The 26,451-nt window shown below is 41.4% G+C and carries 24 protein-coding genes; 10 read left to right on the top strand and 14 right to left on the bottom strand.

Annotated elements, in window-relative coordinates:
• Positions 1-39: 39 nt before the first annotated feature.
• From CJ483_RS16820 to CJ483_RS16800, 5 genes are all read right to left on the bottom strand, one after another.
• Entirely contained in the window at positions 40-1,218 is a 1,179-nt protein-coding gene (locus CJ483_RS16820; RefSeq protein WP_120036270.1) for an amidohydrolase, read from the bottom strand.
• 54 nt (positions 1,219-1,272) lie between these two features.
• Positions 1,273-2,616, bottom strand: a complete 1,344-nt coding sequence (locus CJ483_RS16815) for a YfcC family protein (RefSeq protein WP_481747747.1) — start codon at positions 2,614-2,616, stop codon at positions 1,273-1,275.
• Positions 2,617-2,837: 221 nt separating this feature from the next.
• Positions 2,838-4,457, bottom strand: coding sequence for a M20/M25/M40 family metallo-hydrolase (locus CJ483_RS16810; protein WP_120038114.1), 1,620 nt, complete (start codon positions 4,455-4,457; stop codon positions 2,838-2,840).
• A gap of 72 nt (positions 4,458-4,529) precedes the next feature.
• Positions 4,530-5,291, bottom strand: a complete 762-nt coding sequence (locus CJ483_RS16805) for a dimethylarginine dimethylaminohydrolase family protein (RefSeq protein ID WP_120036268.1) — start codon at positions 5,289-5,291, stop codon at positions 4,530-4,532.
• A gap of 268 nt (positions 5,292-5,559) precedes the next feature.
• Entirely contained in the window at positions 5,560-6,432 is an 873-nt protein-coding gene (locus tag CJ483_RS16800; RefSeq protein ID WP_120036267.1) for a dimethylarginine dimethylaminohydrolase family protein, read from the bottom strand.
• Between the two features lie 159 nt (positions 6,433-6,591).
• Between CJ483_RS16800 and CJ483_RS16795 the strand changes: the two genes are divergently transcribed.
• A complete protein-coding gene (locus CJ483_RS16795) occupies positions 6,592-7,332 on the top strand; it encodes an IclR family transcriptional regulator (RefSeq protein ID WP_120036266.1) in 741 nt (246 codons plus the stop codon).
• Positions 7,333-7,415: 83 nt separating this feature from the next.
• Here the strand turns inward: CJ483_RS16795 and CJ483_RS16790 are convergent, their stop codons facing one another.
• Both CJ483_RS16790 and CJ483_RS16785 read right to left on the bottom strand, forming a co-directional pair.
• Complete coding sequence (locus CJ483_RS16790; protein WP_120036265.1) at positions 7,416-8,831, bottom strand: amino acid permease; 1,416 nt, start codon at positions 8,829-8,831, stop codon at positions 7,416-7,418.
• Positions 8,832-9,359: 528 nt separating this feature from the next.
• Complete coding sequence (locus CJ483_RS16785; RefSeq protein WP_120036264.1) at positions 9,360-10,760, bottom strand: M28 family peptidase; 1,401 nt, start codon at positions 10,758-10,760, stop codon at positions 9,360-9,362.
• Between the two features lie 244 nt (positions 10,761-11,004).
• On the opposite strand from CJ483_RS16785, the gene CJ483_RS16780 reads away from it, so the two are divergent.
• A complete protein-coding gene (locus CJ483_RS16780; protein WP_120036263.1) occupies positions 11,005-11,799 on the top strand; it encodes an arylamine N-acetyltransferase family protein in 795 nt (264 codons plus the stop codon).
• Positions 11,800-11,875: 76 nt separating this feature from the next.
• Here the strand turns inward: CJ483_RS16780 and CJ483_RS16775 are convergent, their stop codons facing one another.
• On the bottom strand, positions 11,876-12,868 hold the full coding sequence (locus tag CJ483_RS16775) for a zinc-binding dehydrogenase (protein ID WP_120036262.1): 993 nt from the start codon (positions 12,866-12,868) through the stop codon (positions 11,876-11,878).
• Positions 12,869-12,960: 92 nt separating this feature from the next.
• Positions 12,961-13,149 (bottom strand): hypothetical protein, encoded by a 189-nt coding sequence (locus tag CJ483_RS16770; protein WP_120036261.1) that lies wholly within the window; start codon positions 13,147-13,149, stop codon positions 12,961-12,963.
• A 149-nt stretch (positions 13,150-13,298) separates the two neighbouring features.
• Between CJ483_RS16770 and CJ483_RS16765 the strand changes: the two genes are divergently transcribed.
• On the top strand, positions 13,299-14,141 hold the full coding sequence (locus tag CJ483_RS16765; protein WP_120036260.1) for an STAS domain-containing protein: 843 nt from the start codon (positions 13,299-13,301) through the stop codon (positions 14,139-14,141).
• A 51-nt stretch (positions 14,142-14,192) separates the two neighbouring features.
• Here the strand turns inward: CJ483_RS16765 and CJ483_RS16760 are convergent, their stop codons facing one another.
• A complete protein-coding gene (locus CJ483_RS16760; protein WP_049660218.1) occupies positions 14,193-14,393 on the bottom strand; it encodes a cold-shock protein in 201 nt (66 codons plus the stop codon).
• Between the two features lie 192 nt (positions 14,394-14,585).
• Here CJ483_RS16760 and CJ483_RS16755 point away from each other — a divergent pair, with 192 nt between their 5' ends.
• Positions 14,586-15,059 (top strand): sigma-70 family RNA polymerase sigma factor, encoded by a 474-nt coding sequence (locus tag CJ483_RS16755; RefSeq protein WP_120036259.1) that lies wholly within the window; start codon positions 14,586-14,588, stop codon positions 15,057-15,059.
• 48 nt (positions 15,060-15,107) lie between these two features.
• On the opposite strand, the gene hemG is transcribed toward CJ483_RS16755, so the two are convergent.
• Together hemG and CJ483_RS16745 are read right to left on the bottom strand one after the other, a co-directional pair.
• Positions 15,108-16,490 carry a protoporphyrinogen oxidase gene (hemG, locus tag CJ483_RS16750; protein ID WP_120036258.1) on the bottom strand — a complete coding sequence of 461 codons (1,383 nt, stop codon included), beginning with the start codon at positions 16,488-16,490 and terminating at the stop codon, positions 15,108-15,110.
• Positions 16,491-16,568: 78 nt separating this feature from the next.
• The gene (locus CJ483_RS16745; RefSeq protein WP_120036257.1) at positions 16,569-18,608 is read right to left on the bottom strand and encodes a Na+/H+ antiporter; all 2,040 of its coding nucleotides are present in this window, start codon (positions 18,606-18,608) and stop codon (positions 16,569-16,571) included.
• 412 nt (positions 18,609-19,020) lie between these two features.
• Here CJ483_RS16745 and CJ483_RS25165 point away from each other — a divergent pair, with 412 nt between their 5' ends.
• The 5 genes from CJ483_RS25165 (at position 19,021) to CJ483_RS16725 (ending at position 24,148) form a co-directional block, all read left to right on the top strand.
• Entirely contained in the window at positions 19,021-20,280 is a 1,260-nt protein-coding gene (locus tag CJ483_RS25165; RefSeq protein ID WP_259455700.1) for an efflux RND transporter permease subunit, read from the top strand.
• On the top strand, positions 20,280-22,064 hold the full coding sequence (locus CJ483_RS25160; protein WP_259455815.1) for an efflux RND transporter permease subunit: 1,785 nt from the start codon (positions 20,280-20,282) through the stop codon (positions 22,062-22,064). Before CJ483_RS25165 ends, CJ483_RS25160 begins: the two co-directional genes overlap by 1 nt.
• Positions 22,065-22,396: 332 nt before the next feature.
• Positions 22,397-22,594, top strand: coding sequence for a Na+ dependent nucleoside transporter N-terminal domain-containing protein (locus CJ483_RS25155; protein WP_259455699.1), 198 nt, complete (start codon positions 22,397-22,399; stop codon positions 22,592-22,594).
• A gap of 11 nt (positions 22,595-22,605) precedes the next feature.
• On the top strand, positions 22,606-23,595 hold the full coding sequence (locus CJ483_RS16730; protein WP_259455698.1) for a NupC/NupG family nucleoside CNT transporter: 990 nt from the start codon (positions 22,606-22,608) through the stop codon (positions 23,593-23,595).
• 40 nt (positions 23,596-23,635) lie between these two features.
• Positions 23,636-24,148, top strand: a complete 513-nt coding sequence (locus CJ483_RS16725) for a cupin domain-containing protein (protein WP_120036255.1) — start codon at positions 23,636-23,638, stop codon at positions 24,146-24,148.
• A 71-nt stretch (positions 24,149-24,219) separates the two neighbouring features.
• Here CJ483_RS16725 and CJ483_RS16720 read toward each other — a convergent pair whose 3' ends face one another.
• Complete coding sequence (locus tag CJ483_RS16720) at positions 24,220-24,486, bottom strand: hypothetical protein (RefSeq protein ID WP_259455697.1); 267 nt, start codon at positions 24,484-24,486, stop codon at positions 24,220-24,222.
• 195 nt (positions 24,487-24,681) lie between these two features.
• Between CJ483_RS16720 and CJ483_RS16715 the strand changes: the two genes are divergently transcribed.
• On the top strand, positions 24,682-26,001 hold the full coding sequence (locus CJ483_RS16715; RefSeq protein WP_120036254.1) for an Nramp family divalent metal transporter: 1,320 nt from the start codon (positions 24,682-24,684) through the stop codon (positions 25,999-26,001).
• A 47-nt stretch (positions 26,002-26,048) separates the two neighbouring features.
• Here the strand turns inward: CJ483_RS16715 and CJ483_RS16710 are convergent, their stop codons facing one another.
• A complete protein-coding gene (locus CJ483_RS16710; protein ID WP_120036253.1) occupies positions 26,049-26,390 on the bottom strand; it encodes a YusW family protein in 342 nt (113 codons plus the stop codon).
• Positions 26,391-26,451 lie beyond the last annotated feature (61 nt).

Here is a 26,451-nt window from a genome sequence, read left to right as displayed (position 1 = left end):
ACTCAAAGAATATTTGAGTCTCGCTCCTTCTTTTTTATTTTATTGACCGCACAATTTTTCTGCAATGCCAACGAAATATTCTACTCCGTATTTTAGAGCATTTTCGTCAATTTTAAATTGAGGATGATGCAAAGGATAAGCTTCTCCTAACTCTTCGCTATGCACCCCGATAAATTGCATAGATGCAGGAACAGCTTCAGAGTAAGCAGAGAAGTCTTCTGTTCCGAACATCGGCTCCTCGACATTAATTGCGTTTTCCTTTCCGCGAATCTCTTCTACAACGGCTCTCGAAACATCAACCGCCTCTTTTTTATTGACGACAGCTGGATAGCCTAAATACCAGTTTATTTCATAGGTTGCTCCGTGTGCCTCTGTAATGCCTTTGACAATTTTCTCAAGATGCTCCCTCGCTTTCACTCGGCTATCAGGATCCAAAGAACGGATTGTTCCACCGAGCTCCGCATATTCTGGAATAACGTTAAGTGCGCCTCCGGCATGGAAGGTAGTAACTGAAACAACCGGGGCTCTAAGGGCCGAAATTTTTCTGGAAACAATCTGCTGAATATTGGTCGTAATTTCCGCACCGATAATCAAAGGATCAATCGTTAATTCAGGAGTAGATGCATGGCCCCCTCGCCCCGTAATTTTGATTTCAAAGTCATCAGCCGCTGCACAGAATACACCTTCCCGAATGCAAATAGTTCCTGTCCGCTCATAAGGGCTAACATGAAGAGCAAAAGCATAATCTACCCCTTTCATTACCCCTTGCTTAACTAATTCCTGAGCTCCTCCCGGCAGGACCTCTTCCGCATGCTGAAAAATAAATTTAATTTCTCCAGCAACCTCTGCTTTTTTCTCAGAAAGCACTCTTGCCGCACCTAATAGCATCGCTGCATGCGCATCATGACCGCATGCATGCATCACACCGGGATTTTTTGATTTAAATTCCACATCTGCTTCTTCTTGAATGGGAAGCGCGTCAATGTCCGCTCGAAAAGCAATCGTATGCTCTTTTCCTTCTGATTGCTTTGACCCTTTTAGAACAGCCAGCACACTCGTTTTCGTTGGCCTTGTCACTTCAAGGTTTGGAAATGTTTTCAATAAATTATAGATGTATTCAGAGGTATTATGCTCCTGGTAAGAGAGTTCCGGATTTTCATGAAAATGCCGTCTCCATGAAATGACCTCTTTCTCTACTGTCTCCAATACTGCCTTCATTCTAAAGACCTCCCTTATTTTTTAATGTTGCATGATCGCTTCTCTGCGTCGTCGTTAAAATGGGCCATAATGAATCACTTGAGCAATCACTAAGAAAATCACAGCTATCACAACTTGAATGGCTAGATAGGGAAGAACCCATTTCACCCATTTCGTAAATGATATGCCCGCTACAGCTAATCCCGCCAATAGCAAACCAGAAGTCGGGAAAATCATGTTGGATATTCCATCTCCAAGCTGGAAGGCTAATACAGCCGTTTGTCTTGTCACACCCATCAAGTCTGCAAGCGGTGCCATAATTGGCATCGTAAGAGCAGCTTGTCCGCTTCCGGATGGGACAATAAAGTTGAGAAACATTTGTACGATAAACATCCCAACAGCATTAATCGCCGGCGGAAGATGCTCTACCAAACCTGCAGCGTAGTATAGGATGGTATCCAACAAGCCCCCATTGGTAATAATAACGAGAATGGTTTGCGCGATACCGATAATCAATGCTCCAGAAACCATATCGCTCGCTCCAGAAATAAAACCGTTAGCCATCCTAGACGGAGATAATCCTCCGATAAAACCCATAATGATGGCACTTAATAAAAACAAGCCGCCAATTTCACTAATATACCACCCTAGTTTAATCACTCCGTAAACTAAGAATATAAAGTTTAAAAGCAGAACCATTAGAGCAAAGAAGTGTCTTTTGCCCATTTTAAAGCTCTTGTCAAGCTGTGTCTGTTCCTCTCGACTGAACTTTCCGTACTCACCAAGCTCCGGATTTCTTTTTACTTTCATCGCATGACGATAAATATACACGACTGTCAGAACATAAAAAGCAGCAAGAATGGCGATCCGCAAGCCCATTCCAGAATACATCGGCAATTCGGCGATGCTCTGGGCAACCCCGACATTAAATGGATTCGTTAAACCGGAAATAAACCCGGTTGCTAACGTTCCCAGCATGACAATGGCAAAACCGGTAAGTGCATCGAATCCCAAGGCAACTGTCATGGGAACTACAATGGCAATATACACTAGCGCATCCTCAGCTGAGCCAATGAGCGTCCCTAGCGAGGCGAAGACTAATACCATCAGCGGAATAAGTAATTTCTCTTTTGATCCGAATCGGACAGCTACAAATTTGATAAACGAATCAATTGCCCCAGTGGCCTGCATGATGCCAAGGGCCCCACCAAATAAAAAAACAAACAATATAATGGAAGCGCCTTCAATCATCCCCGCATGAACACTGCTAAACATTTCCAATAACCCTACTGGTGTGGAATCAACAAACTGAAAAGAACTAGGATCGACTACACTTCGGCCTTCTTTTTCAATCCTTGCATATTGACCCGCAGGTAAAATGTAGGTTAAAGCCGTTACTATCGCAATTACTACAAACATTAGAACAAAAGGATTAATTCCCTTTTCCGGCAACTCATTTAATTGGGTAGTAGAATTTGTGGGCTGATTAAGCGGCTCGGAAGAAATATTCTGTTTAGTCAGATTATTCATATTAGACCCCCGGTTATATTTTATCGTCAAGCGATGAAAATTAACTTCAGCTATTTATCTATCATGCTACTGTGCTTTGCTGCCAATTGGGTAAATGCGATAGGTCCATCCTATCGCATCTCAACTGTTTTTTTTACCATACTCTTTATTAAATGATCAAGCATGGCCGGAGTATGAACGAATGCACTGTCGATATGAAGGCGCTCAGTAAGCTGATGGGCATCTTTGCCGAACGGTCCTACATTGAGCACAGGTGCTTGAAGCTGAAGCATATCAGCAAAAGGAATCGTGTAAATATCTCCCCAAACGGGTGTATTGCGTTCAAAAGCCTCCCATCCATTGGCTTCATCATGATAGTGGACATAACTTAGATCACAAAGCCCATTAAAATAATGAATCTGCTCCACGTCTACACCAAAATTGCTCGCCACTTTCTTTACTAGCTGAACAGATTCTATAACAAGTGGGTCACCAGACGTATTAACAGCCGGGTAATATGGAGGGGCAAACAACAAAACAATCGCTGGTGCAAGCTCCTGACACTGGATTAGCAGTTTATCAGCGATTCGCAGTGATTTTTCCCGTTCATCCCATTCGGTGTTTTCTTGAACTTCATCTTTTATTTTCTTAACAAGCTCGCTGCCCAGCTTTTCTGCGGCATAAGCAAGCAGCTTTTCATAGCGCAATACTCGAACTTCGCCAACTCCATCAATTTGTTCACTCTGACAAAGCACTTTGTAAGCCTCATTGCACTTTTTTGCTGCCTTTTGTGCCACTTCTTCAAATAGATCCATAATCTCGGAAGCCGTTCTTTTCATTAAAAAGACATTATAAAGAGCAGCCGCACGATAAGGTGTCTGTGTTGAGTATTGTGTTTTCAAATCTTTTTGTTGAAGGGAGACTGGTAAAGGAGTATTTTCACCAAGGTCACTTTCATGAAAAATAGGATTCCATTCCATCATCTGTGTAAGGAAAGAAGCGATATAGTTTGCTGTCATTCCTTTTAACGGTTCCCCGACATGAGTCTCTTTCCCGTAAAAAAGAGCGGCCGGCATAATTTTCCCTAGTGTTCCGGAATAAACATAATGTTTCTCATCACCTGGTTTTTGTGAGAAAGACGGTTCACTATTTAAAAATAGCTTATAAGAAATGCCGTACTTATCGCGCATATTTACGAGCTCTGTGACCGCTGCTCTCATACCCGAGGAATTTACTTCCTCATCAGGAACCGTTAAGAGCACTAGGTTAATCGGCCACTGTTCAATGCTTGCTTTTTCGATTAGAGCCATATGAAGGGCGAGCCCCATTTTCATATCCATTGTTCCGCGTCCGAATAGGTACTTTCCTGACTCAAGATCAATGCGCGCCCCTTCTGGCAGATTACTTTTTCGATTAAGCAATTCTTTCGTCAGTTCTTCCGGTCTAAAAGCAAGAGGTTCAAGATCGCCATACTCTTCTGTCTGGACTGTGTCAAAATGACTAATTAACACAACTGTATCCTTTGCTTCAGGATGTCTATAAAATGCCGTAACGAAATGTCGGCCAAGATCGGCTGGGTGAAGGGATAAATAGTCTGGATGCTTTTTAAAGTAGTCAAGCTCGCTTAATTTTTCTCGAACATTATAAGCAAATTTTCGTTCCCCATCTGTGAAGGTGCGGCTATCCCAGCTGACAAGCTCACATAACAGCGCCCGAAGAGTTTCAGGAGTTCCCCATAATAATTGGCTCATTGAAATCACCTTTCCCGTTTGTTTTTCCATCAGCAGAGACTAGCCCTGCTGATGGAAGTATTGTTGTAATCTTTAGAAGCGCAAGGATAAGCAGCTTAACCCGCCATCTTGCTTTTGGAATTCTGACATTTCTAATTCGATTGTTTTGTATCCCGCTTCGTTCATTTTGCGTTTTGTCTCTTCGTATCCCTTTGGAATGATGACATAGTCATTTACAAGGATGCAGTTCGCTGAATATTCGTCTTCAGCTGAAACAGTAAGCTGGTCGTATTGGGCAAAGTCTGGATGGCCGATAAATTCACCAGCAGCTACGATCAAGTTATTGCCAAGATAAGCAATCCCTGTTTTTAGATGAAAGAACTTCTCCAATGGAACAATCGTTGCTTTATAGCCTTCCGATTCCATGATTTCTTTAAATTGACGAGCTCCCTCTTCATTTGTACGTTCAGAAATACCAACGTAGAAATGATCTTCCACTTGAAGAACATCTCCTCCATCTAATGTCCCTGGAGCTTTAATATAGTGAAGCTTGTCGTAGAATCCTTTTAAAACCGGCTCCATTTCTTTAATTTCTCCGTTTCTTGAATCAGCTCCCGGATTTGAAATAACAGCAAATTCCGGAGTCAAGACAGCCGTATCTTCAACGAAAGTGGAATCTGGAAACTCTTCACTTGCTGGCAAGTGTGTAACGGCCACGCCGCACTTTTTCAAAGCTTCTACATAAGCAGCATGCTGCTCAAGTAATTTATCATAATCTGGCTTTCCTAGGTCAGATGTTGTTAATCCATTTACATAGCTTTTTCCTGGTGTTTTTACGATGACATTTTTAAACATAAGTGATTCCTCCAATGATTTTTTATTAAGGCTATTTTCGTAAACTATGTTGTCAGTTCATAAAAAAGAATGGTTGATTTCTGCTCCAGACTGATCCGTTGGAGCAGGGCGGACGGTGAGCCTCCTCGGCGCTGTGCGCCTGTGGCGTCTCATTTGTCTCGCTATTCCTCCTGGAGTCTCGCTCCCTCCGTTCCAATCAACTTCTTTATTAGCGGTTTACTTTCTCAAAACTTATTAACAAACAATACTCTTTTAAAAAGAGCCTTTATTAATTACGAACAACTGGACAAGTTAAGCAAGTTGGCCCGCCAGTGCCTTTATAGCTGATTTCATTTCCTTTGTATTCATATACCGTAGCCCCTGCATCAAGCAGCTGCTGTTTGGTGCAATCGTTTCCAGCAGCAATCACACATACTCTCGGAGCTAGTGCAAGCACATTGCATCCTAAGTTCATATATTCATCATTTGGCACTTCAATTAGCTGAATACCGCGCTCGATCAGAAGCTGCCTGAAAAAAACTGGCATTAGCCGGGAATGCACAACCGCTAAATCGCGATCTACCATGCTGATGAAAGACATAAGGTGAAGACATTCTGCCTCTCCCTGATCGTGGGGAAGCTGAACAATGATAAATTCATCTACAAGGTCGGCTGTCATTTCTTTTAATTGCCGGATGGCTTCATCGTTCGTACGATAACCACGTCCGACAGCGAGTGTCCGGTCATCAAGCCAGACAATGTCACCGCCATCTGCTACAGCATTGCCGGTTAATTCACCGATAACCGGGATGTTCTTTTCTTTAAGAAATTCTTTATATACACCCGCCTCAGGCTGCCTTAATGCCTTTCCAGATTTTAAGATAATGGCTCCTTTGCTTGTAAACTTCACAGGATCATGCGCATACAAAGAGTCCATTCCAACTTTTGAGGATGTCGGTAAATAATCAATCTGGGGAACATGTTTTTCCAGTATGGAAATGAAGTCTGCATACTCATTTAGAGCTTCATTAAAATCTGGTGCTTCTACATAGTTGAACTTTTGCCATTCATTGTTTATTTGATCCTGGCTAATAAAAGCATCATTAGGGTGTTTTACAATTACACGTTCTAATGGTTTATACATAGACGAGCAATATGTCATTTTCTCCCTCCTTATTTTTCCGTTGAACGGAAATCAATTCCGTTGTTAGGAAAGTTTCTTAAATTATAAAATTTAATATGATATACTGTCAATAATGTTTTAATTTTTTTCAGAAAATTTCATTTTATGATTTTGTGGCGAAAGACAGGTGATACGTTTATGCAATCAATTGATCGTGCGATGAATGTTATTCAAGTGCTAGTTTCTGATGAATCAGAAAACCGGCTATCTATTACGGAACTATCCCAAAAATGTGACCTTCCTGTAAGTTCCATGCACCGCTTATTAAAAGCGATGGCTAAGCACGGCTTAATTCAACAAGATGAACAATCTAAACAATATGGTTTAGGCAATATTTGGCTTGAATACGGCCTGCGCATGTATGACAAAATGGATTACATTAGCCAAATAAGACCTGAATTAGAAAGGCTCATGACAAATGTAGAAGAAAGCGTCTATCTTAGCCAGCCGGCAGGAACAGAGTCACTAATCATCGAACGGATCGACAGTGAAAAAAATACGATCCGTGTGTTTGACCAGCTGGGCTTGCGAATCCCGATGAATATAGGAGCCGCTAATAAAGTTATGCTTGCTTACATGCCATACAAACAAGCAAAAAAAATTGTAGATACGCTTCTTCCAGAACAAGAAAGAACAGCTTTTTGGGAATTGTTGAAAGAAACAAAAACGAAGGGTTATGGCATTAGCCATAGCGAAAGAACAGAGGGAACATCCTCTGTTGCTGCCCCGATCTTAAACCATTTCGGAGAAGTGCACGGAGCAGTGAGTGTTGGTTTTGTCAGCTTTAACCTGACAGATGAAAAACTAGGCTTTCTAATTGAGAATGTGATCGAAACCGGTAAACGTATTTCTGCTAAATTAGGATATAGCGGGCTTTAATTATCAAAAGCAATGGATGAATCGGCCTTTTCAAACCGATATACATCCATTGCTTTTTTATATTTGATCAATCATTAAAATAGTTAGACAATATCCTGGTCATCTTCGTCCAAATCTTCCGAGGCTCCTGCTTTTTTTGCCAATTTAAATTTATAAAATAGTACACAAGCAACTAAGAAGCCAGTGCCGTACAATACACCGATTCGCTGAGTCGGATCAAAGACAAGGAAGACAAGAATAGAGAAACAGAACGTGACACAGAACAAAGGAACAAACGGATAAAGAGGAACTCTATATTTCAGTTCTTCCTTCTTCCCTCCCGCTTTTATAAATCTTCTCCGGAACATATATTGTGACAAAGCGATGCCCATCCATGAGATCGTAACAGAAATCCCCGCTATCGACATAAGCAGCACGAACACAGTGTCAGCAGCAATAAAGCTCGTCAGCAAAGATAACAATGAGAAGGAGATTGTAAAAAGAAGAGCATTTAAAGGAACTTTTCTTTTGGACAGCTTTCCAAACAACTTAGGCGCCATTCCATCATGGGCCATCGCCCATAATAAACGAGTAGAGGCATATAGACATGAGTTTCCAACAGACAGAATAGCCGTTAAGATAATGAAATTCATGATTCCAGCAGCATATGGAACTCCCGCCAGCTTCATTAATGTAACAAATGGACTCTCTAACAAACCTAGTTCAGAAGAAGGAAATATAGCAGCCAGAATAATGATAGAAGCAATATAAAATACAATAATTCTGAAAAGCACATTGCGTATAGCCCTCGGAATATTCTTTTCGGGCTCTTCACTTTCCCCAGCAGCAATCCCAATTAATTCGGAGCCCTGGTAAGAAAAAATGACATTCATCATTGTCACAAAAACAATGGCAATTCCAGCTGGAAACAGTCCGGAAGGTGCGAGATTGTTAAAGAAAGGAGCCGGACGATCCGACAAAGGAATAAAACCAAAGATACCGGCAATTCCAATAAGAATAAAGGCGATAACCGCGACAACTTTTATTCCAGCAAACCAGTATTCTGCCTCAGCAAATCCTTTTGTTGTGAGCGCATTCAAAGTAAACAATAGAACGATAAACACAGCACACCAAATCCAAACAGGAACATGTGGAAACCATTGTTTCATTAAAATTCCGGCTGCTGTAAATTCTACGCCGGCGGTCGCCGCCGATCCTACAAAGTACATCCATCCAAGAGCAAAACCAGCGGAAGGACCAATATACTTAGCGGCATATTTTTGGAATGAACCCGTAACAGGCATATGAACAGCAAGTTCGCCTAAGCAGACCATGACCATGTATAGGATGACACCACCGACTAAATACCCTATCATGGCCCCTCCTGCCCCTGCCTGATTAATTGTATAACCAGCATTTAGGAAAAGACCTGTACCAATAACTCCTCCAAGTGAAAGCATAAATAAATGACGTTTTTTCATAGAACGGTTTAATTGTTCGTGAGATTGCATCCCTTCCATTAACCGAACCCCCTAATCTATCAAGGTATAAAATTTTTCAAAAAGCCAGCGCTGCTTATTGACTAGCAAATTCTACTTTTTTAACCGGCCCCCCTGTTTTTCCGTATAACGGAATCGTTTTCTGTTTAAAGGAAATTCCTTTGTTAGATTATAAATAATAAAACGATTACATGTCAATATATTTTGAATTCTCTAATATGTAAACGCTAAATAAAATTACCTATCAATATAAAAATCCGCAGTGAAGCTAGTCTGCTTACCGCGGATTCTTCATCTTCTGTTTACACACTGCCCGGTAATCAGAGCAGCCCACTATAAAATCGGCTCTCCGGCAATCAAAACTCAGCCATCTGTCAATCCCGCCTTTATAAATAAAAAGCTTGCTCCTAAAATTGAGCACATGACTGCCTACAAAAAATCACCCATTGAATCTTTCCTCTGTCTTCTCATATGCCTGGACAATAAAAAGAACGATTTCCCTTTGAAGGAAAATCGTTCTTTACTTAATAAAAGTAGCAAGCCTGAAGATTATTTTATGGATTTATTATGATACAGTTCTTTGTTCTTTTCCTTTTTCACCTTTACTTTTTTATCTTTAGGTCCCATATGATCAAATCGGGCTCTATCGTATATAGCTGTTCCAACTATTTCTGCTACATCCTGAAGCTTTTCCTTACTGATTTTATCGATGGTATCTTCTGGGGTATGATACCATGGCTCAACTGGCTCGTGGATGAATAGCGCTGCTGGGATTCCTGCTTCGCCAAATGGAACGTGATCACTGCGCCCTCCCTCGGCATAAGGAGTTGGTACACCATTTAACCGTTTACTCGATGCCTGTGCCAGCTCTGTTACGAGATTCGGCTTTCCATCCACTGTATTCATCACAAGATCACCGGCATCCCTGCTTCCGACCATATCGAGATTGAAATTAGCGATGATACGATTTAATTCAGATTCAGGAAGGTTGTCCACATAATATTGAGAACCAATCAGTCCGAGTTCCTCTGCACCAAATGTAATGAAGCGGATTTCAGTATCAGTCGGCAAATTTTTTAATACACGGGCAAGCTCTAATGTTGTGGCTGTTCCGGACGCATCATCGTTTGCTCCAGGAGCTAATTCCACAGAATCATGATGAGCGCCGACAACGATTACATCATTGTTAGCCTTCTTTTTATTAGTTGGCTTTTTTGTCGCAATGACATTATGGGACTGCCGCTCTTCAGTGACGGCTCCCTCGACTTTTAAAGAAGCACTGGCAGCCTTATTCTGTACGTAAGCTGCTACTGCCTCCCCCTCGGCCTTTGTTAAGGCAACAGTCGGCACATAATGATCGCTCACTTCACCAAGCGTGCCGTTTAAGGCTCCCTCTTCATTATTATAAATAATCACTCCGGCAGCTCCGGCAGCAGCTGCATTTAATACTTTTTCACCGAAGGAAATCTCTCCACGCTTAATCAGAGCAATTTTACCCGTTAAGTCTACCCCAGCAAGCTCTTCCTTCTTTCCTAATCCAGCAAGAACTATTTCCCCTGTCACATCACCGCTTGGTGTGTATGTAAATTCGGATGGATTTAACTTTTCAGTGAAGCCTTCTACAGACAATTCTAAACTGCTTGGCGATGTGTAACCAATAAAAGTAAATGGTTGAATTTCCACATCATATCCATACGATTTAAATTGTTTTTTAATGAATTGAACAGCATTGTACTCTTCCTTCGTGCCGGCTACACGGGGCACTTTCGCTAAATAATCGATATTTTTATAAATATTGTCAGCATTAATTTTATGAATGATTTTATGATCAAATACTTTATAAGGTTGGGACTGTTCTGTCTTAGTGGGCTTAGCCAATACAGCCTGAGTGCCGAACGCACTGAAAGTTAGTGAAGCCGCAAGCGCGATTTTTACTATCGGTTTCTTCATTATTCTTTCCCTCCGCCAAGTTTATTTGTACCTCTAGAGGTAGATTACAATAGTTAGAATATTAAAAATAGGGAAGGAATAACTAAATATGCCAATATTTTTCAAGGCAAACCTTCTCTAACTATAAGAATCGTGCTATTCGGTCTAGTTAATAATACGGACAGGCCCTCTTTTCTTGTATTGGTAATTTCGGCTTGATATACTGACTTCAACATAAGGAAAGCCCTTATGAGGAGGGATAAATATGGATCATTTAGTGAAAAAACTGAAAGAATCTGGGTATACTGAAACTTGGCCGCCCGTAAAACGAGTATCATTTGTTTTGCAAAAGTTTGCTGAATGGTTTCCTTTTGAAAATGTCGATGCATTGCTTGGAGATCAGGAGAATATTACGGCGGAATTTTTAACTAATAAGATGGTTAGAGGACAACGCGGCGGGCTTTGCTATGAAATTAATCCGCTTTTACTCCTTCTTTTGCAAGAGCTTGGTTTTGAAGCACAGTTAGGAGCCGCTACCATCAAAAATAATGATGATAACTGGGCACTTGACCGCACTCATGCCCTTGTTCTCTTATATTTAGAAGGAGAAAGATATATAGCTGACAGCGGATTTGGGAACCGCCTTGCTCTTTCTCCTCTTCCACTCGACGGTAAAGAAGTTGTCTCTCCTGCAGGTACGTTTAGGCTGCGCACGCACAAGACAGAAAAAGGAGAGATCGCAATGGAAGGCCTCAATGATGAAGGACAATGGTTCGTTTGTTATGCCTTTGACTGGGAAGTTGTGCCATGGGAAAAGCTATCCGACATGAAGCAGACCATCCACACCCATCCACATTCTCCCTTTAATAAACGACTGCTCATTGCCCGTACTTTGCCAGATGGAACCCAGTCCATTAATGAAGAGCGTCGTCATACAAAATGGAAGGACGGCCGTGAAGAAACTTTCTCTTTTCAAGATATACAATCCTTGCTTCACACCGTGCGTCATACATGCTCTCCTGCTTTAGCGACAGCGATAGAAAAGTACAAAGAGCAATAACCTTTTCATTCTAACCGAGAAAAGCCCTCTAGTTTCTTCTGCTCCAAGAGAAACTAGAGGGCTTTTATGTGTATTATCAGTGAATAGAAAAACCGATTTTCCCTAGCTGTTCAGCTTCTTCCATCCTTTTAAAAGCCTGCTTAAATTTACTGAGCGGATACACAGTATCGACAACCGGCTTTATCTTGTAAGACTCAATAAACTTCAGCATCTCACTAAATTCTTCAGCACTCCCCATGGTTGAACCAAGCAGGTTGAACTGCCCATAAAAGAAAGTGCGCAAGTTGATGTTTACTTCATCTCCTGCTGAAGCACCGAATGTAACGATTGTTCCACCCGGCCGTAATTGTTCGAGCGACTTATTAAACGTAGCTGCCCCGACACATTCGATCACGAGGTCCATTTTTTCATCACCGAGCGCTTGCTGCCAATCCTCATTGCTGTCGATCGCTTTATCTGCCCCCATCTCCAGTGCCTTTGCTGCTTTCTCCCTCGAACGAGAGGTGACATAGACAACGGCGCCTGCGGCTTTGGCAAACTGAAGGAGAAAGGTAGCCACTCCGCTTCCGATTCCTGGTATTAATACTTTCATTCCAGGCGTAACCTTTCCTCTAGTAAACAGCACACGATAAGCAGTAAGGGCAGCTAATGACAAAACACCCGCTTCTTCCCACGACAAATATTCTGGCTTAGGTACTGCATTTTCAGCAGGGATGACTATTTTCTCCGCAAATGTGCCATGATCAGGCAAGCCAATAATTTCAAACCCGGCTGGAGGCGCCTCACTGTTCTTTCGCCAGCCAAGCCCCGGATTAACAATTACTTCATCTCCGACTTGTATTCCCGTTACTCCCTCTCCAACCTTTTCTACTACTCCAGCTCCGTCTGAACCAACAATCAGAGGAGGATCTGACGGCTTGTGACGGGTGAGAACAAATAAATCCCGATGATTCAACCCTGCTGTTTTTAACCTAATTTTGACTTCCCCGGCCTTTGGCTGATCCTCTTCCATGTCCCTGTATGTAACTCCTGCAATCCCCGGCACCTCTGCATGAACAACTGCCTTCACTCTCATCCCTCCATATTCATTAATAAAATAAAGCTCTTTTGCTATTTTAGTATGAAACTGATCCCTCTTGATTATTTTCCTTGCTATCCCTTCTAAAGAGTGATGTAGATACCTACTGCTGCCAGGGAAAGTGTTATTACCACCACGTAGATCCAAGATAAACGAGCAATATTCCCTTTCGTTGCTTTTCTATATTCTTTGTCTCCTTTTGTGCTAACAAAAACAGTTCCATATGCGCCTGCAACCAGCAAGAGTACAACAAATACGAATAATATAACCATCTGCCCCTCCCCCTCTGTTATTTTCTTTTGTATGTAAAGCTACTTACCTCCTATCTTAAACTATTTCTTTTAAAATTGAAGTATTTCTGTTTGTTTGCTAAAAATGGACTATAATAAGATAAAGACTATTATAAGGGCAGGTATCGTATATGAAGGATGAGCTACTTTACATAGGGACGAAAATTGTAGACAACCACCTGACTTTAGCTCAAAGAATAGAAGGAGCTATCAATAAAGAAAATAACAAAGCTGAAATAAAAAATACCGCTTCCCTCGCTGAGCGCAGAAAGCATAGATCAAAATTAATCGTGTGTTTTGGAAGAGCTCTATATGAAGAGGGAGACCTTGTTTCTAAAGAAGTGGAAAAATTGGGAAGAAAAACAGCGGAAATTGCTATTCAATATAATATCTCCCTAAGTAATATTCTGAGAGAGATAGCTACTTACCGTACAGTTATTTGGGATGTGTTCACAGAAGAGCTGGAGCAAAGAAAGTTTGCCGCCATTACCATGCTCGATGTTTCAAAAATGATTGATCCTTTACTTGATCAGATCTGCAAAATAATTGGTGAAGTATATGAAGCTCATAGCAATAAACTTATGAAAATGGCCTATACAGCACTCGAAGAATTGTCCGTTCCCGTCGTCCCAGTTGCAGAAGGAATTGCAGCCATTCCACTAGTGGGAGCCATTGATACACATCGGGCTAAATTAGTAATGGAAGTTGCTCTGGAAGAAGGAGCGCGCATGAACTTATCTCACATGATTATTGATGTCTCAGGCGTTCCCATTATTGACACAATGGTTGCTGATCAGCTATTCCAAGTTATCAGAGCTTTGCATTTAACAGGAGTCAAGGCCACTTTAACAGGCATTCGTCCAGAGATCGCCCAAACAATTGTCAATCTCGGTATTAATTTTAACGAACTAAATCCTTGTGTGAACCTTCAGGAAGCATTAAAAAACCTAGGTTTTCGCAGAATTGAAAGCTGACAAAATAAAAAACAGGCTCATGTACATGAGTCTGTTTTTGTATGCAGTGAATTATACCGGCGTTACATTTGCCGCTTGCAGGCCGCGTTGGCCTTCCTCTACGTCAAATGTTACTTCCTGGCCTTCATCTAAAGTTTTGTATCCCTCAGTTTGAATAGCCGAGAAATGAACGAATACATCTTCTCCGTCTTCTCTTTCAATAAATCCGAAGCCTTTTTCACTGTTAAACCATTTTACTTTTCCGTGTTCCATTTTTGTTGCCTCCTAGCATGTAAATAACAATCAATCTTACGTACTTATTGTATCCAATTATTTATTTTTTAAACATAATTAACAAAGAAACTAACGCATAGAAGATGGAATGTTTTTGTTACACTGCTTTTTTCTTTTTAACCGAACCCTTTTGTGTTTTTGCTTCGTCTAATAATTAGGAGGGGAAATGAGGTGGAAGAAATATTTGTTGAAGCACTTCAAGCCGATGATTATGATTCACTCTTTCATCAGGTGATGACCACGTATGGACAAGACATTTTGGTGCTTGTCTATTCCTACGTAAGAAATAAAACGGTTGCCGAAGATCTAACCCAAGAAATTTTCGTTAAATGTTACCAGTTCATTCGCACCTTCCATCACCAGTCAAAAATGAAAACATGGCTGTGGAGAATTGCTATCAATCATTGTAAAGATCATTTAAAAAGCTGGCATACTCGTAGTGTAGAAACAGTGGACACGGATACTATACATTCTCCTGTCTCTGTGGAAAATGTAGAAGGACAAGTAATAAAAAAAGACGAACAGTCGGGGCTGATGGAAGCTGTCTTGCAGCTTTCTGTTTCATACTGTGAAATTATCTATCTGCGCTACTATGAAGATTTACCTTTAAAAGAAAGTGAACGAATAAAAAAGTGGGTCTCCTGAAACTTTAGGAGACCCACTTTTTCGGTAATGCGGTGAAATATAATCGTTTTAAAAAAGATCAATAATCCCTTTTGCCGCAGCTTCTCCATTCTCGATGCAATCTGGGATGCCTACACCGTAATAAGAACAGCCAGCCAGCAAAATACCCGGATAAGAAGCTGCCAAGTCCTTCTCAAGTGCCTGGACTGTTTGTGGATGGGTGATTAAATAGTTCGGCATACTATCAGACCAGTTCGTTACTTCACTCACAATTGGTTCAAGCTCCATGCCAAGCCCTTGATGAATGTCTTTTATGGCTACTTGAAGCAGTTCTTCTTCGTTCATTTCCTGCAAGGAAGCGAATGCCGGGTGACTGCTTTTATAGAATAAACGCACGAGCAGATTGCCGCTTTCTGATGTATGCGCCCATTTGCGGCTTGTCCAGGTGCATGCGTTACATGATAACTCATGAGTATTCGCTGTAATAAAACCTGTTCCATCTGCTGGAAGCAAGCTGTCAGGCACGTTGAAACCGGCATATACACTAATCAAAGAGCTGGTTTTCAAGCGGGAAAATTCTCCAGCAAGCGCCTGGTCATTAAATAGCTTTTCCGCAGCTGTATGGGGAATGCTGAGTACCACGTAATCGGCTTCAACCACTTCACCATTTGCAAAAGAGACTTTATAATAATCCTTTATTTTTTTTATTTTCTCGGCCTTCATGTTCTTGCGGATTTCCGCTTCCTCAAGCTTGCCTGCAAATGCCTCAATCAATGTATCTAAGCCATTTTTAAAAGAAAGAAACTTTTTCCCGCTGCTTTGAAACTTTTCCTTATTTGCTTCCAATCCTTTAATAATGCTTCCATACTTCTCTTTATAATCCAGCAAGTAAGGGAGCGTAGAAGCAATAGTCAAATCGCTGAGATTACCGGAATACACGCCGGAGAGAACGGGAGCAATCTGTTTTTCAACCAATTCCTTCCCGAAGAAGTGCTCCAAAAACTTGCCGATCGAGTCGTTTTTTGTAAAGGTATTATTTCTAATATAAAAATCTTTCAACGCCTCTACTTTTCCTTCTGCCGATACAAGTGTACTTTTGGCGAGCGACTCCACGCTTGCCGGAATACCAAATACGGCATCGGCAGGAATCGGTTTTAACTTTCCATCTGTATAAATAAACGAGCGTCCCGTCGCATTATAGACCATTTCATTTTGCAAGCCAAGTTCTTCAATAAAGGCCATGCTGCTCGCTTTGCGTGTGACGATGGAGTCAGCACCTGTTTCCATCATAAATCCGTTGCTCTTTACTGTGCGGATCTTTCCGCCGAGCTCACCAGCTGCTTCTGTAAGCACTAACCTTACATCTGATTGTGTTTGCTGTTTCCATTTGTGCAATTCATACATAGCGGACAGCCCTGTAATGCCACCGCCAATAACTAAGACCGTTTTCACTTGTGCACACCTCTGTTTATAATCCGTTTTCACTCTTTTCAAGTGTACCACAATGAGCTTTCAGCGAATCATTTCTTCTCATACATTTAAATTATTTTCCCCAATCCAGTAAGTCTCCCTTATATTGATTTGCTGGCGGATTTTTCTTGTTATGTCTAATGTAATCTTTCCTCTTTCATATAAGCTTTGCACTTCATCTCTTTCTGCCTGAAAGGCTTTCACCTGAAGTTCGCGCCCTAAGCGGGTAAAGTTTTTAGAGGTGCCATTGTTCCTTATTAATTTTAGCTTCGCAAGCAGCTGATTATATTCTCCCATCACAAGAAATGACACATTTTTATTGTTGGCGTTCATTTCGTTCTTCAATACTTCAACGGCGTATTCAACCATTTCGATTTTTAACTCGAGCATCTTTTTATACTTTGTTCTTTGGCGCTTTCTTCTCTCCTGACTGCCAGGCAGTAAAACTTGTATAAGCTGGAGAACACTCCGTCTTAATAACGTCCAGAAAATAAGCATTTTATACCTCAAACGGTTTATTACTGCTATTTCCCGCCGATGAATATATTCTTGAAGCAAATAAGCCATTTCCTTGCTTATTCTTTTTTCTTTTATGAGTTTGCCAAGGTATTGCGCTTCTGCTCCAAGCGCTCTTAGGCGAGTATCTGCTTTCTCTTTTTCCCACTCAGAAGAATCTGTTTCATCACTTTCAAAAATCAGCTCACTGATCGTTCGATTATAGGTGGCAATGACCGCTAAAGCAGCTTCTCGGTTTTCCTCATCGATCACTTCGCGAATGGCACGGATAGCCGCTTTTTGGGTTTGAATAAACGCCGACTTTTCCAGCTTTTCTTTATTCTCCTCTCCCTTCTCTCTCACTGGCTTAGCTAAAATCGGCAAGACAATACTCGCTGTCGTCAGCGTCATTAAAATAACACCAGCGGCAATAAAAACAATCAACGCACGTTCAGGAAAGGGGCTGCCATCGGCCAGTGTATACGGGATGGTGAAAGCACCCGCGAGCGTTACAGCTCCTCGTACTCCGGAGATCGTAACAATTCCCACAGATCTGAGCGACGGCCTTTCCACTTGCTGCTTCCGCAGTGTCCATCCGCCCCACCAAGAGAAATAGACCCAGATAAAGCGAAGCAGAAAAAGTGCTGAACCGATCAGGAAAATGTATGTAATAACTTTGACATTATTGAATAACGGGCTTTGGAAAATTTCATTTAACACAAGCGGCACTTGTAAACCGAGCAGCACAAACACTAGACCGTTCAGTATGTATAAAATGACAGTCCAGGTACTTTTTGATACTACTTGCAGCTGCACGGCCGGCGATTGCTCTCTGTCCCGTTCAATCGCATGAACAATACCGGCGGCAACCACAGCTAAAATGCCCGAAACATGCACATGTTCTGCAGCTAAATAAATGAGAAAAGGCGTGAGAATTTGAATGAGCATGTGGACTGTCACGTCTTCCATTCCAAGACGGCGGATAAAAACTCTGACGCGGATAACAGCAAAAGCAAGGACCGCTCCGATAGCAAAGCCGCCAATAGCAATAACTAAAAAACTCCAAACGGCTTCTCCCAGCGAAAAAACACCCGTTACTGTTGCAGCGACTGCGAATTTGAAAGCAACCAGTCCAGATGCATCATTCATGAGGCCTTCCCCTTCAAGCAGATGCATGATTCTTTTGTTCAAGCTGACTCTGCTCGATACAGCGCCAACAGCTACGACATCCGTCGGTGATAAAATAGCAGCTAAGGCAAATGCAGCAGGCAGAGGAATGGAGGGGATTAACCAATGAATAAAACCGCCGATAGCAAATACCGTCACAAATACAAGCCCGAGGGCAAGCAGTAAAATTTGGTTGCGCATTTTCCATAAAGCTGCCCTTGGCACGTTTCTTCCGTCATTAAAGAGCAAGGGAGCGATAAATAATACGAAAAACAGTTCGGGTTCCATTGGTATATGGAGATTGGGCAGAAAAGCTACAAACGTTGCCCCCAAAGCAACTTGTACGAGTGGTACAGGAACAAACGGTATAAAATGATTCAATACATTAGAAAACCCAATGACTGCTAGAAGCAACAATACGACAAGAAAAAACTCCATCTGTTTCTATCTCCCTTATTAATTCAAATACGAAAAGGGCCAATATATTCCCCCTCGTATCATTCATTTCTTGCTCACACAAAATTTATCTAACGCTGTGCATTATTTCTAGTTTTCCCTTTTAATTATTTTTCAAAACGGCTGCCTTATTATCATTTCTCTCAGACCAAAGTCTGAGAGAAATATCTGTCTGTAGTTCATTATGAAGATCCATAAATGGGGATAATATGGAAATACAAATAGCGCTCTTTAAGGATACATACTGCCAACGCCTACCATCCTCCCTTGAAATTATTCATTCCCGTATTCCTTCCAAAGGAGTTTATCCTGAGTGGTTTATCCTCCTCATTTTTGAGCATAAGATCAGTACTTGGGATGTCTATTACCACATCAAAATAAAAGGAGAATGATTGTGAACCTTGTAAAATTTATTGTTCAAAGAAAAATTTTAATTGGGTTATTGACAGCTTTAGTGGCAATAATCGGAGCATATTCCATTCTAAAACTAGATAAAGAACTGCTTCCCTCCATCGGCATGGACGGTGCTTATATAGAAATAAGTGCTGGGGAAATGGCTGCTATCGAGGTCGAGCGGACCATTACGACCCCGCTCGAACAAAAACTTGAAGCTATCGACGGCATAGAGAGCACCCAATCAACAACAAACATTGGCCGCAGCTCCATTCAAATCACCTTTGAGCGCGGACGGGGAAAAGAGCTGTATAGAGAAGTCGAAGCGGCCGCTAACTCTTTAAAAACCGAAGTCTCCAGTATCACTGATATTTCGGCAGGTCAATATGGAACGAATCAGAGCTATGAGTTTTTCATGGATGTATCCGGTGGTGACATCGGGAAGATGACTTCTTTTGCAAAAAACGTGCTGGAACCGCGTTTAGAGGCGCTACCCGAAGTAAGGGATGTCTCACTTTCAGGCGTGGTGGAGTATGAAGCGGCCATTGAATTCGACCGGCAAAAAACGGTAAAAAACGGAGTGGATATCCAGCAAGCGATGGAAGCCATCCAACAAGCAAACAATGAAGCGTCTTTAGGTGAATTAAGCGGTGACAAGAACTCCCCTTCACTGCGCTGGAATACCAAGCTAACAAGTATAGAGGATATCCAAAATATTCAGCTTCCAACTCCAACCGGCTTCATTAAATTAAAAGAAATTGCTCATGTTTCACTTCAGCCGCTTGAAAGCTCCTCTTTCGTCTGGAAAAACGGTACAAAAGATTTTATTTTTGTCCAAATCGGCCGGTCCTCTGATGTGACACAAATAGAGATGGCAAAAGCTGTGCGGGCAGAGATTGAGCGCATGAAAAAGGAGCAGCTTGTCAAAGGGTTTCAGTTAAATGAAATTGTAGCGCAAGCAGACTATGTAAAAGAATCTTTGGACGGAGTAACAGATAACATTTTAATCGGTGGAATAATCGCCATTGCCGTGCTTCTAATCTTTTTGCGCAACCTCCGGGCTACCTTTATTATCGGCTTGTCCATTCCGACCTCCGTCTTACTTACATTTGCTGCTATGTGGATGTTTGGTTACAGCTTTAACATGTTGACATTGATCGGACTTGGTTTAGGGATCGGCATGATGGTAGATTCCTCCATCGTGATTTTGGAATCGATCTATAGAAAAAAGAACAGGGACTCACTAATCTTGAGGCAGTAATAACAGGCACAAAGGAAGTCGCTGCTGCTGTTATTGCCTCCATGCTGACAACCATCGTTGTATTTCTGCCAATTGGGCTGATTGGCGGTGAAATGGGGCAATTTATGATGATGCTGTCAGCAGTCGTCGCGATTACACTCATAAGCTCTGTGATTATCGCCTTTACCCTTATTCCTTCACTCTCGGAGAAATTACTAATGCTTCGAAAGCCGAAGAAAGATTTTAAAGAGGGACCTTTCATGCAGGGCTACAACCGGATAGTCACCTGGACAATTAAGAAAAAGCGACGCAGTTTCACAATCATCGTTCTCTTTTTCATTATATTTGCCGGTTCACTATCCCTTGCTGGAAAAATTCCGATGACCATTATGCCTGATATGTTTAATCGCTATACCGAACTAATGGTCAATTTAGAAACAGGCCTTTCCTCTGAAGAAAAAGAAAAAGCTGCTCAGAAAATAAATGAAAAATTAAGCTCTATTGAAGATGTTGATTCCAACTATGTAATGGATAATGGGGGAATGTTTTATGCCATTATCAATATGACAAAGGGAGATCAAATAAAAAAAGATCAAAAAACAGTCAATGAAGAGATTTTAAAATCATTGCGCGATCTTCAGAAAACCGAGCCAATCAAAAATGTACAAAGTGCCATGTCCGGCGGCGGTGGTTCCCCTGTTCAAGTAAATATTAAAGGAGAAGATTTTAACGAACTGCAAGCTGTAGCAGATGACTTTATTAAAGAGCTTTATTCCATTGACGGAATCGTCGGTGTAGAAAATTCTATGAACCGCACTTCCGAGGAACAAGTGGTTGCTCTTAATAACAAAGAAATTGAGAAGGCTGGATTATCCCAAAACCAAATTAAACAACTCATTGAACAGGCTCTTCTGCAGATACCTGCCGGTGAAATGAGAATTAACGATGAAAACGTCCCTATAATGATGAGATGGTCTGAAAAGACAAACACGCAATCTTCCCTTCTAGATTTAACTGTGCCAGGCAAAAACGGCGAACAACAACTGTCTGCTTTTATCGAGCTGAAGAGTGTGAAAACACCTAACGAAATTTCTCATATAGATGGTGAACGCTTTATGTCTCTATCGGCTGACATTGAAGGAAAGGATCTCGGAGCCGTTAACCGAGATGTACAAAGGCTAATCGAAGAGTTTAAAGCGCCTGCTGGATATACAATCGGCGTAGCAGGAGATCTCGAACAGCAACAAGAATTAATGCTGGATATGGTTCTCGTGTTAGCGATTGCTCTCTTCCTTGTATATGTAGTCATGGCTGTGCAATTCAACCATTTAGGCCATCCGCTTATTGTAATGTCAGTGATTCCGATGACAATCACCGGCGTTCTTTTAGGATTATTTATTACCCAAAGAGAATTAAATCTAATGTCTGGAATCGGAGTAATCATGCTTATCGGCATTGTATTAAACAACGCCATTCTGCTTATTGACCGCACGAACCAGCTTCGCAGAGAAGGTTATTCTGTTGAAAGTGCCCTTGTCGAAGCAGGAAAGAACCGTATCCGCCCGATTTTCATGACCACCTTAACAACAGTAGGCGGCATGATCCCTTTGGCTTTGGCATCCGGCACTTCAGGAAATTATCAGGCACCTATGGCAACCGTTATCATATGCGGCCTCCTGTTTGCTACCTTTATCACTTTGCTGCTCATTCCAGCTGTGTATCGTTTGTTTACCGCTAGACGCCGGAAAACAAACAACCAAAGATCAAAAGACGATATGTCTTCCCTATCTAAACATATAGGTTAACCAACATCCCTTTCGACTCGGCAACAGTCGAAAGGGATTTTTTTGTAGAAACATTCGTCTTCTTCCCTCCCTGTCAGATGGAAATTTAAAACAGTTTGTCACTTACCTAGATTGAACATTCTAATAAGAAGTCCTATATCTCATCAGCTGTCAAATCAGGCAGGGCAACCAGGTTAAGCATGACTTAACTGCATCGTATAAACTAGCTTACCGAAAAACAGCACACTTTCCTTATTTATCGCTCTAAATCAATACAGCAGTTTATTAAAGAATAGGGCCGCGTTTTAAATTACGAGAAGTGTACACACTCACTAAGTAAAAGGAGTAAACCAATGTATTTTGTTATTAATGTAATTGGGATCCTGGCAGTATTGATTTTGGCTTACATTTTCTCCCTTAATCGTTCGAAGGTAAATTTTAAACCAATCATTATATTGTTCGTTTTACAGTTAGCTGTTACCTGGTTTATGTTATCCACTGGCATTGGCGGGAAAAGCATTACATTCATTTCTGACTTTTTCTTTGGCTGATCAACAGCTCCATGGTTGGGATTAATTTCGTATTTGGAAACTTGGCACCTGTTAATAGCTCGGCCTTCACTTTTTTCATGAATGTTTTGATGCCGATTATTTTTGTCATCACTTTTTTTGATATTTTAACTTACTTTGGAATTTTACCGCTCATTATTAACGGCATCGGCTGGTTCTTTTCCAAAGTTACACGAACTCCCCGCTTTGAAAGCTTCTATTCCATCCAAGTGATGTTTTTGGGGAACAATGAAGCCCTTGCCGTTACCCGTGAACAATTAAATAAAATGGATAACACAAGGCTGTTAACTGTCTCAATGATTAGTATGTCTTGTGTAAGTGCGGGAATGCTCGGCGGTTACTTGCAGCTTTTAGATGCAAAGTATGTATTAACAGCTATTCCCTTAAACGCGATCGGTGCTTTAATGATTACCTCGCTGCTAAATCCGTACACTGTTTCCAAAGAAGAGGATATCGTCTACGCTCCCTCTAAAACAGCAAAAGGAAATTTCTTTGATGTCATTTCAAACAGTATGCTAACAGGGGGAAAACTGGCCCTCATCATTGCCGTCATGCTTATTGGTTTTGTTTCCCTTATCACCGCTACCGATAGTGCATTAAGTCTGATTCATCATCAGCTGTCACTTGAGAATGCTTTTGCTGTAGTATTTTCCCCATTAAGCTTCTTAATGGGAGTGGAATGGGCTCACGTGTTTAAAATTGCACAATTTATGGGGGAAAAATTAGCCGCTAATGAATTTATCGCAATGACGCATTTAAAACCCGAGCTTGCGACACTAAACGCCCATACAAAAGCGGTTATCTCCGCCTTTCTTATTTCCTTCTGCAATTTCCCGACCATCGGGATTATTCTCGGAAGCATTCGCTCTTTATTTGGGCAGGAAAGATCCGCTTTTATTGCCGACCATACATGGAGATTGCTATTTAGCGGTATTCTTGTCTCCAGTCTGACAGCTATGATTGTAGGGCTCTTTGTTTGGTAATTAAAAAGGAGTGGAATATATAAGGAGGTTTATCATTCATATGAGTACAATACAATCGTTAATTTCAAAGCTTGGGCTGTCTCCCCATCCTGAGGGAGGGTATTACAAAAGGACATTTGCATCCGAAGAGCAAATATCCGCTAAAGAGCTCCAAGCAGCATTTAGAGGTCAGCGAAAGCTTTATACAAGCATTTATTTTTTATTAACGTCCAATGCCGTTTCCCATTTTCACCGTCTTAAATCGGATGAATTATGGTATTTTCACGCTGGGAGCCCTTTGACGATTCATGTCATTCATGAAGATGGAGAATATGAAGAAATTCAATTAGGCATTGATCTAGAAAAGGGAGAAATCCCCCAGGCACTCGTTCCAAAAAATTCAATTTTTGGCTCTTCTGTTAATCAGAAAGATGCTTTTTCTTTAGTCGGCTGCATGGTTTCTCCGGGTTTCGAATTTGAAGACTTTGAATTATTTACCCAAAATATGCTTTTGCAAAAATATCCTCAGCACCAGGATATTATTATGAAGTTGGCCTACGAGAAAATCCCATAATAAAATATAAGGACGGTTTCCCAATAAAGGTAAAACCGTCCTTTTTATTACCGCTAGATCAGCTTTTTCTATTACTTATTAGACTCTAGCTGTTCCAGCTGCTGCTTATTCCGATTTAGCTGCTCCTGCAGCCTATGAATGGGCTCTAAATGCTCACTTTTTTCAAGAGCATTCGCTAGAGCGCTGCCTGCCTGGTCAATCGTATTGCGCGCTTGCCGGATGGCCTGCTCTGTAGGGTTTGATTGTGCCTGGCCCATTGCCGCTATGACATTGTCTATGGAATTGTGCAATTGAGAAATAACATTTTCATTTTTCCAGCTGGCTTTCGTGTGATCCATCAGAAAGGTCCCCTCCTCTATCAAATAACTGTATGCCTCTACTATGGCAAAGCGGAAGCTGTTTTATTCAGCTAATCATTTAGAAATAAAAATAATTTACATTTCTGCATTTATTGCATAAAATAGACATAATTATTTTTACTTAAGGCAACTTTATTGCTATCCACTTACAATTAGGCAGGGAGGAAAGAAAAATTGGCTTACAAAGAAAGCAATCTAAAGGTAAATAAAACGACCCAATCTGCCGAAGCTGTCCTAAGAGGTGAGGCAAAAGGAATTAATAAAATACTTCCCTTTCTCGGTCCGGCATTTATTGCTGCCGTTGCTTATATTGACCCGGGAAACTTCGCAACAAACATTACAGCAGGCTCAAAATACGGTTATCTGTTATTATGGGTCATCGCTGTTTCCAATTTGATGGCTGTTCTTATCCAATCTCTATCCGCTAAACTCGGAATCGCCACTGGAAAGAACCTGCCTGAAGTGGCACGTGACCGCTTTCCGAAAGGGGTTTCGATTTTTTTATGGATACAAAGTGAACTTGTCATCATTGCAACCGATCTCGCTGAATTCATTGGCGCTGCCTTAGGATTGTATTTGCTTTTTCATATTCCGATGGTGCCAGCCGCCATTATTACAGCGATAGGTTCCTTTGCTATATTAGAATTACAGCGCCGGGGATATCGGCCACTTGAGACAGGGATTGCTGCTATGGTCCTGATCGTTGTGCTTGCTTTTGCTTTTCAGACCTTTTTAGCTAAGCCGGATATCAGTGAAGTGTTGGGCGGCATGCTTATCCCTAAATTTGAAGGAGTAGACTCGATTGTATTGGCTGCTGGCATTCTTGGCGCCACCGTGATGCCACATGCGATTTATCTCCACTCATCACTTACACAAAATCGGGTTGTCGGCAGAGATGAAGCAGAAAAACGCAAAATATTTAAGTTTGAATTTGTTGATATTGTCATTGCTATGATTGTGGCAGGAGCCATTAACATGTGTATGCTAATTGTGGCTGCAGCTTTGTTTTCTAAAAAAGGAATGGTTGTAGAAGACTTAGATGTAGCATTCCAGGGATTCCATGATTATATCGGTCCAGCAGCTGGTATTTCTTTTGGTCTTGGTTTGTTAATTGCCGGCTTGTCCAGCTCGGCAGTTGGCACAATGACTGGAGATGTAGTTATGCAAGGGTTTATCCGCAAGCATATCAATCTCTATTTGCGAAGAATGATTACAATCATTCCCCCGCTTGTCATTATTATCTCAGGCGTAAATCCTACAGGGGCCCTCGTCATGAGCCAGGTTATCCTTTCATTTGGAATTGCGTTTGCCCTCATTCCGCTCATTTTGTTTACCAGTAACCGAAACATCATGGGAGGGCTTGTTAACCATAAGATTACAACTATTGTTGCTTGGGGAATTGCTACACTCGTTATTATTCTCAACCTCTTCTTGTTAGTGGAAACGCTAGGGGATCCTAAGAAACAAAAAGCCCTTTCGGGTGGCAGCAGATAGCCGCGCGAAAGGGCTTTTCATATAGGACTGATGGCAAATAAGCTATTTTATCTCTCATCTTCTATTTCTAATTTGCTCCCATCTTTAAACACAATCTCAATTTCAAATTTTTTATAGCCGGCAGGCAAGCCGAAAGCGCCAAGTGCTTTTCTAATTGCTTGCCGTTTAGGTGTTCTATGCTTAATCTCCAGCTTCTTTAAACATGGATAGAGAAGTCTAAACGCCTCTTCCCCCTCTACCTCCACACCATTTAATTCATCTTCAATTTTCACTTCAAATGTGTGACTCTTTTTATCTTGTTCAATTTCTGCTTCATACTCTTTATTTTTTCCATAGGATACTTCCAATTCAAATTCTTTGTAGCCTAGATCCGCCATTTTTCCTTTCATGCTTTCACTCCTGCTATTGTTTACTTTTTCCCTAACACTCTTTCCTTTTTTTCTTTTTTTA

This window comes from Bacillus sp. PK3_68 (genome assembly GCF_003600835.1).
Taxonomy (GTDB): Bacteria; Bacillota; Bacilli; order Bacillales; family Domibacillaceae; genus Pseudobacillus.
This window is presented reverse-complemented; position numbering and strand designations above follow the sequence as displayed.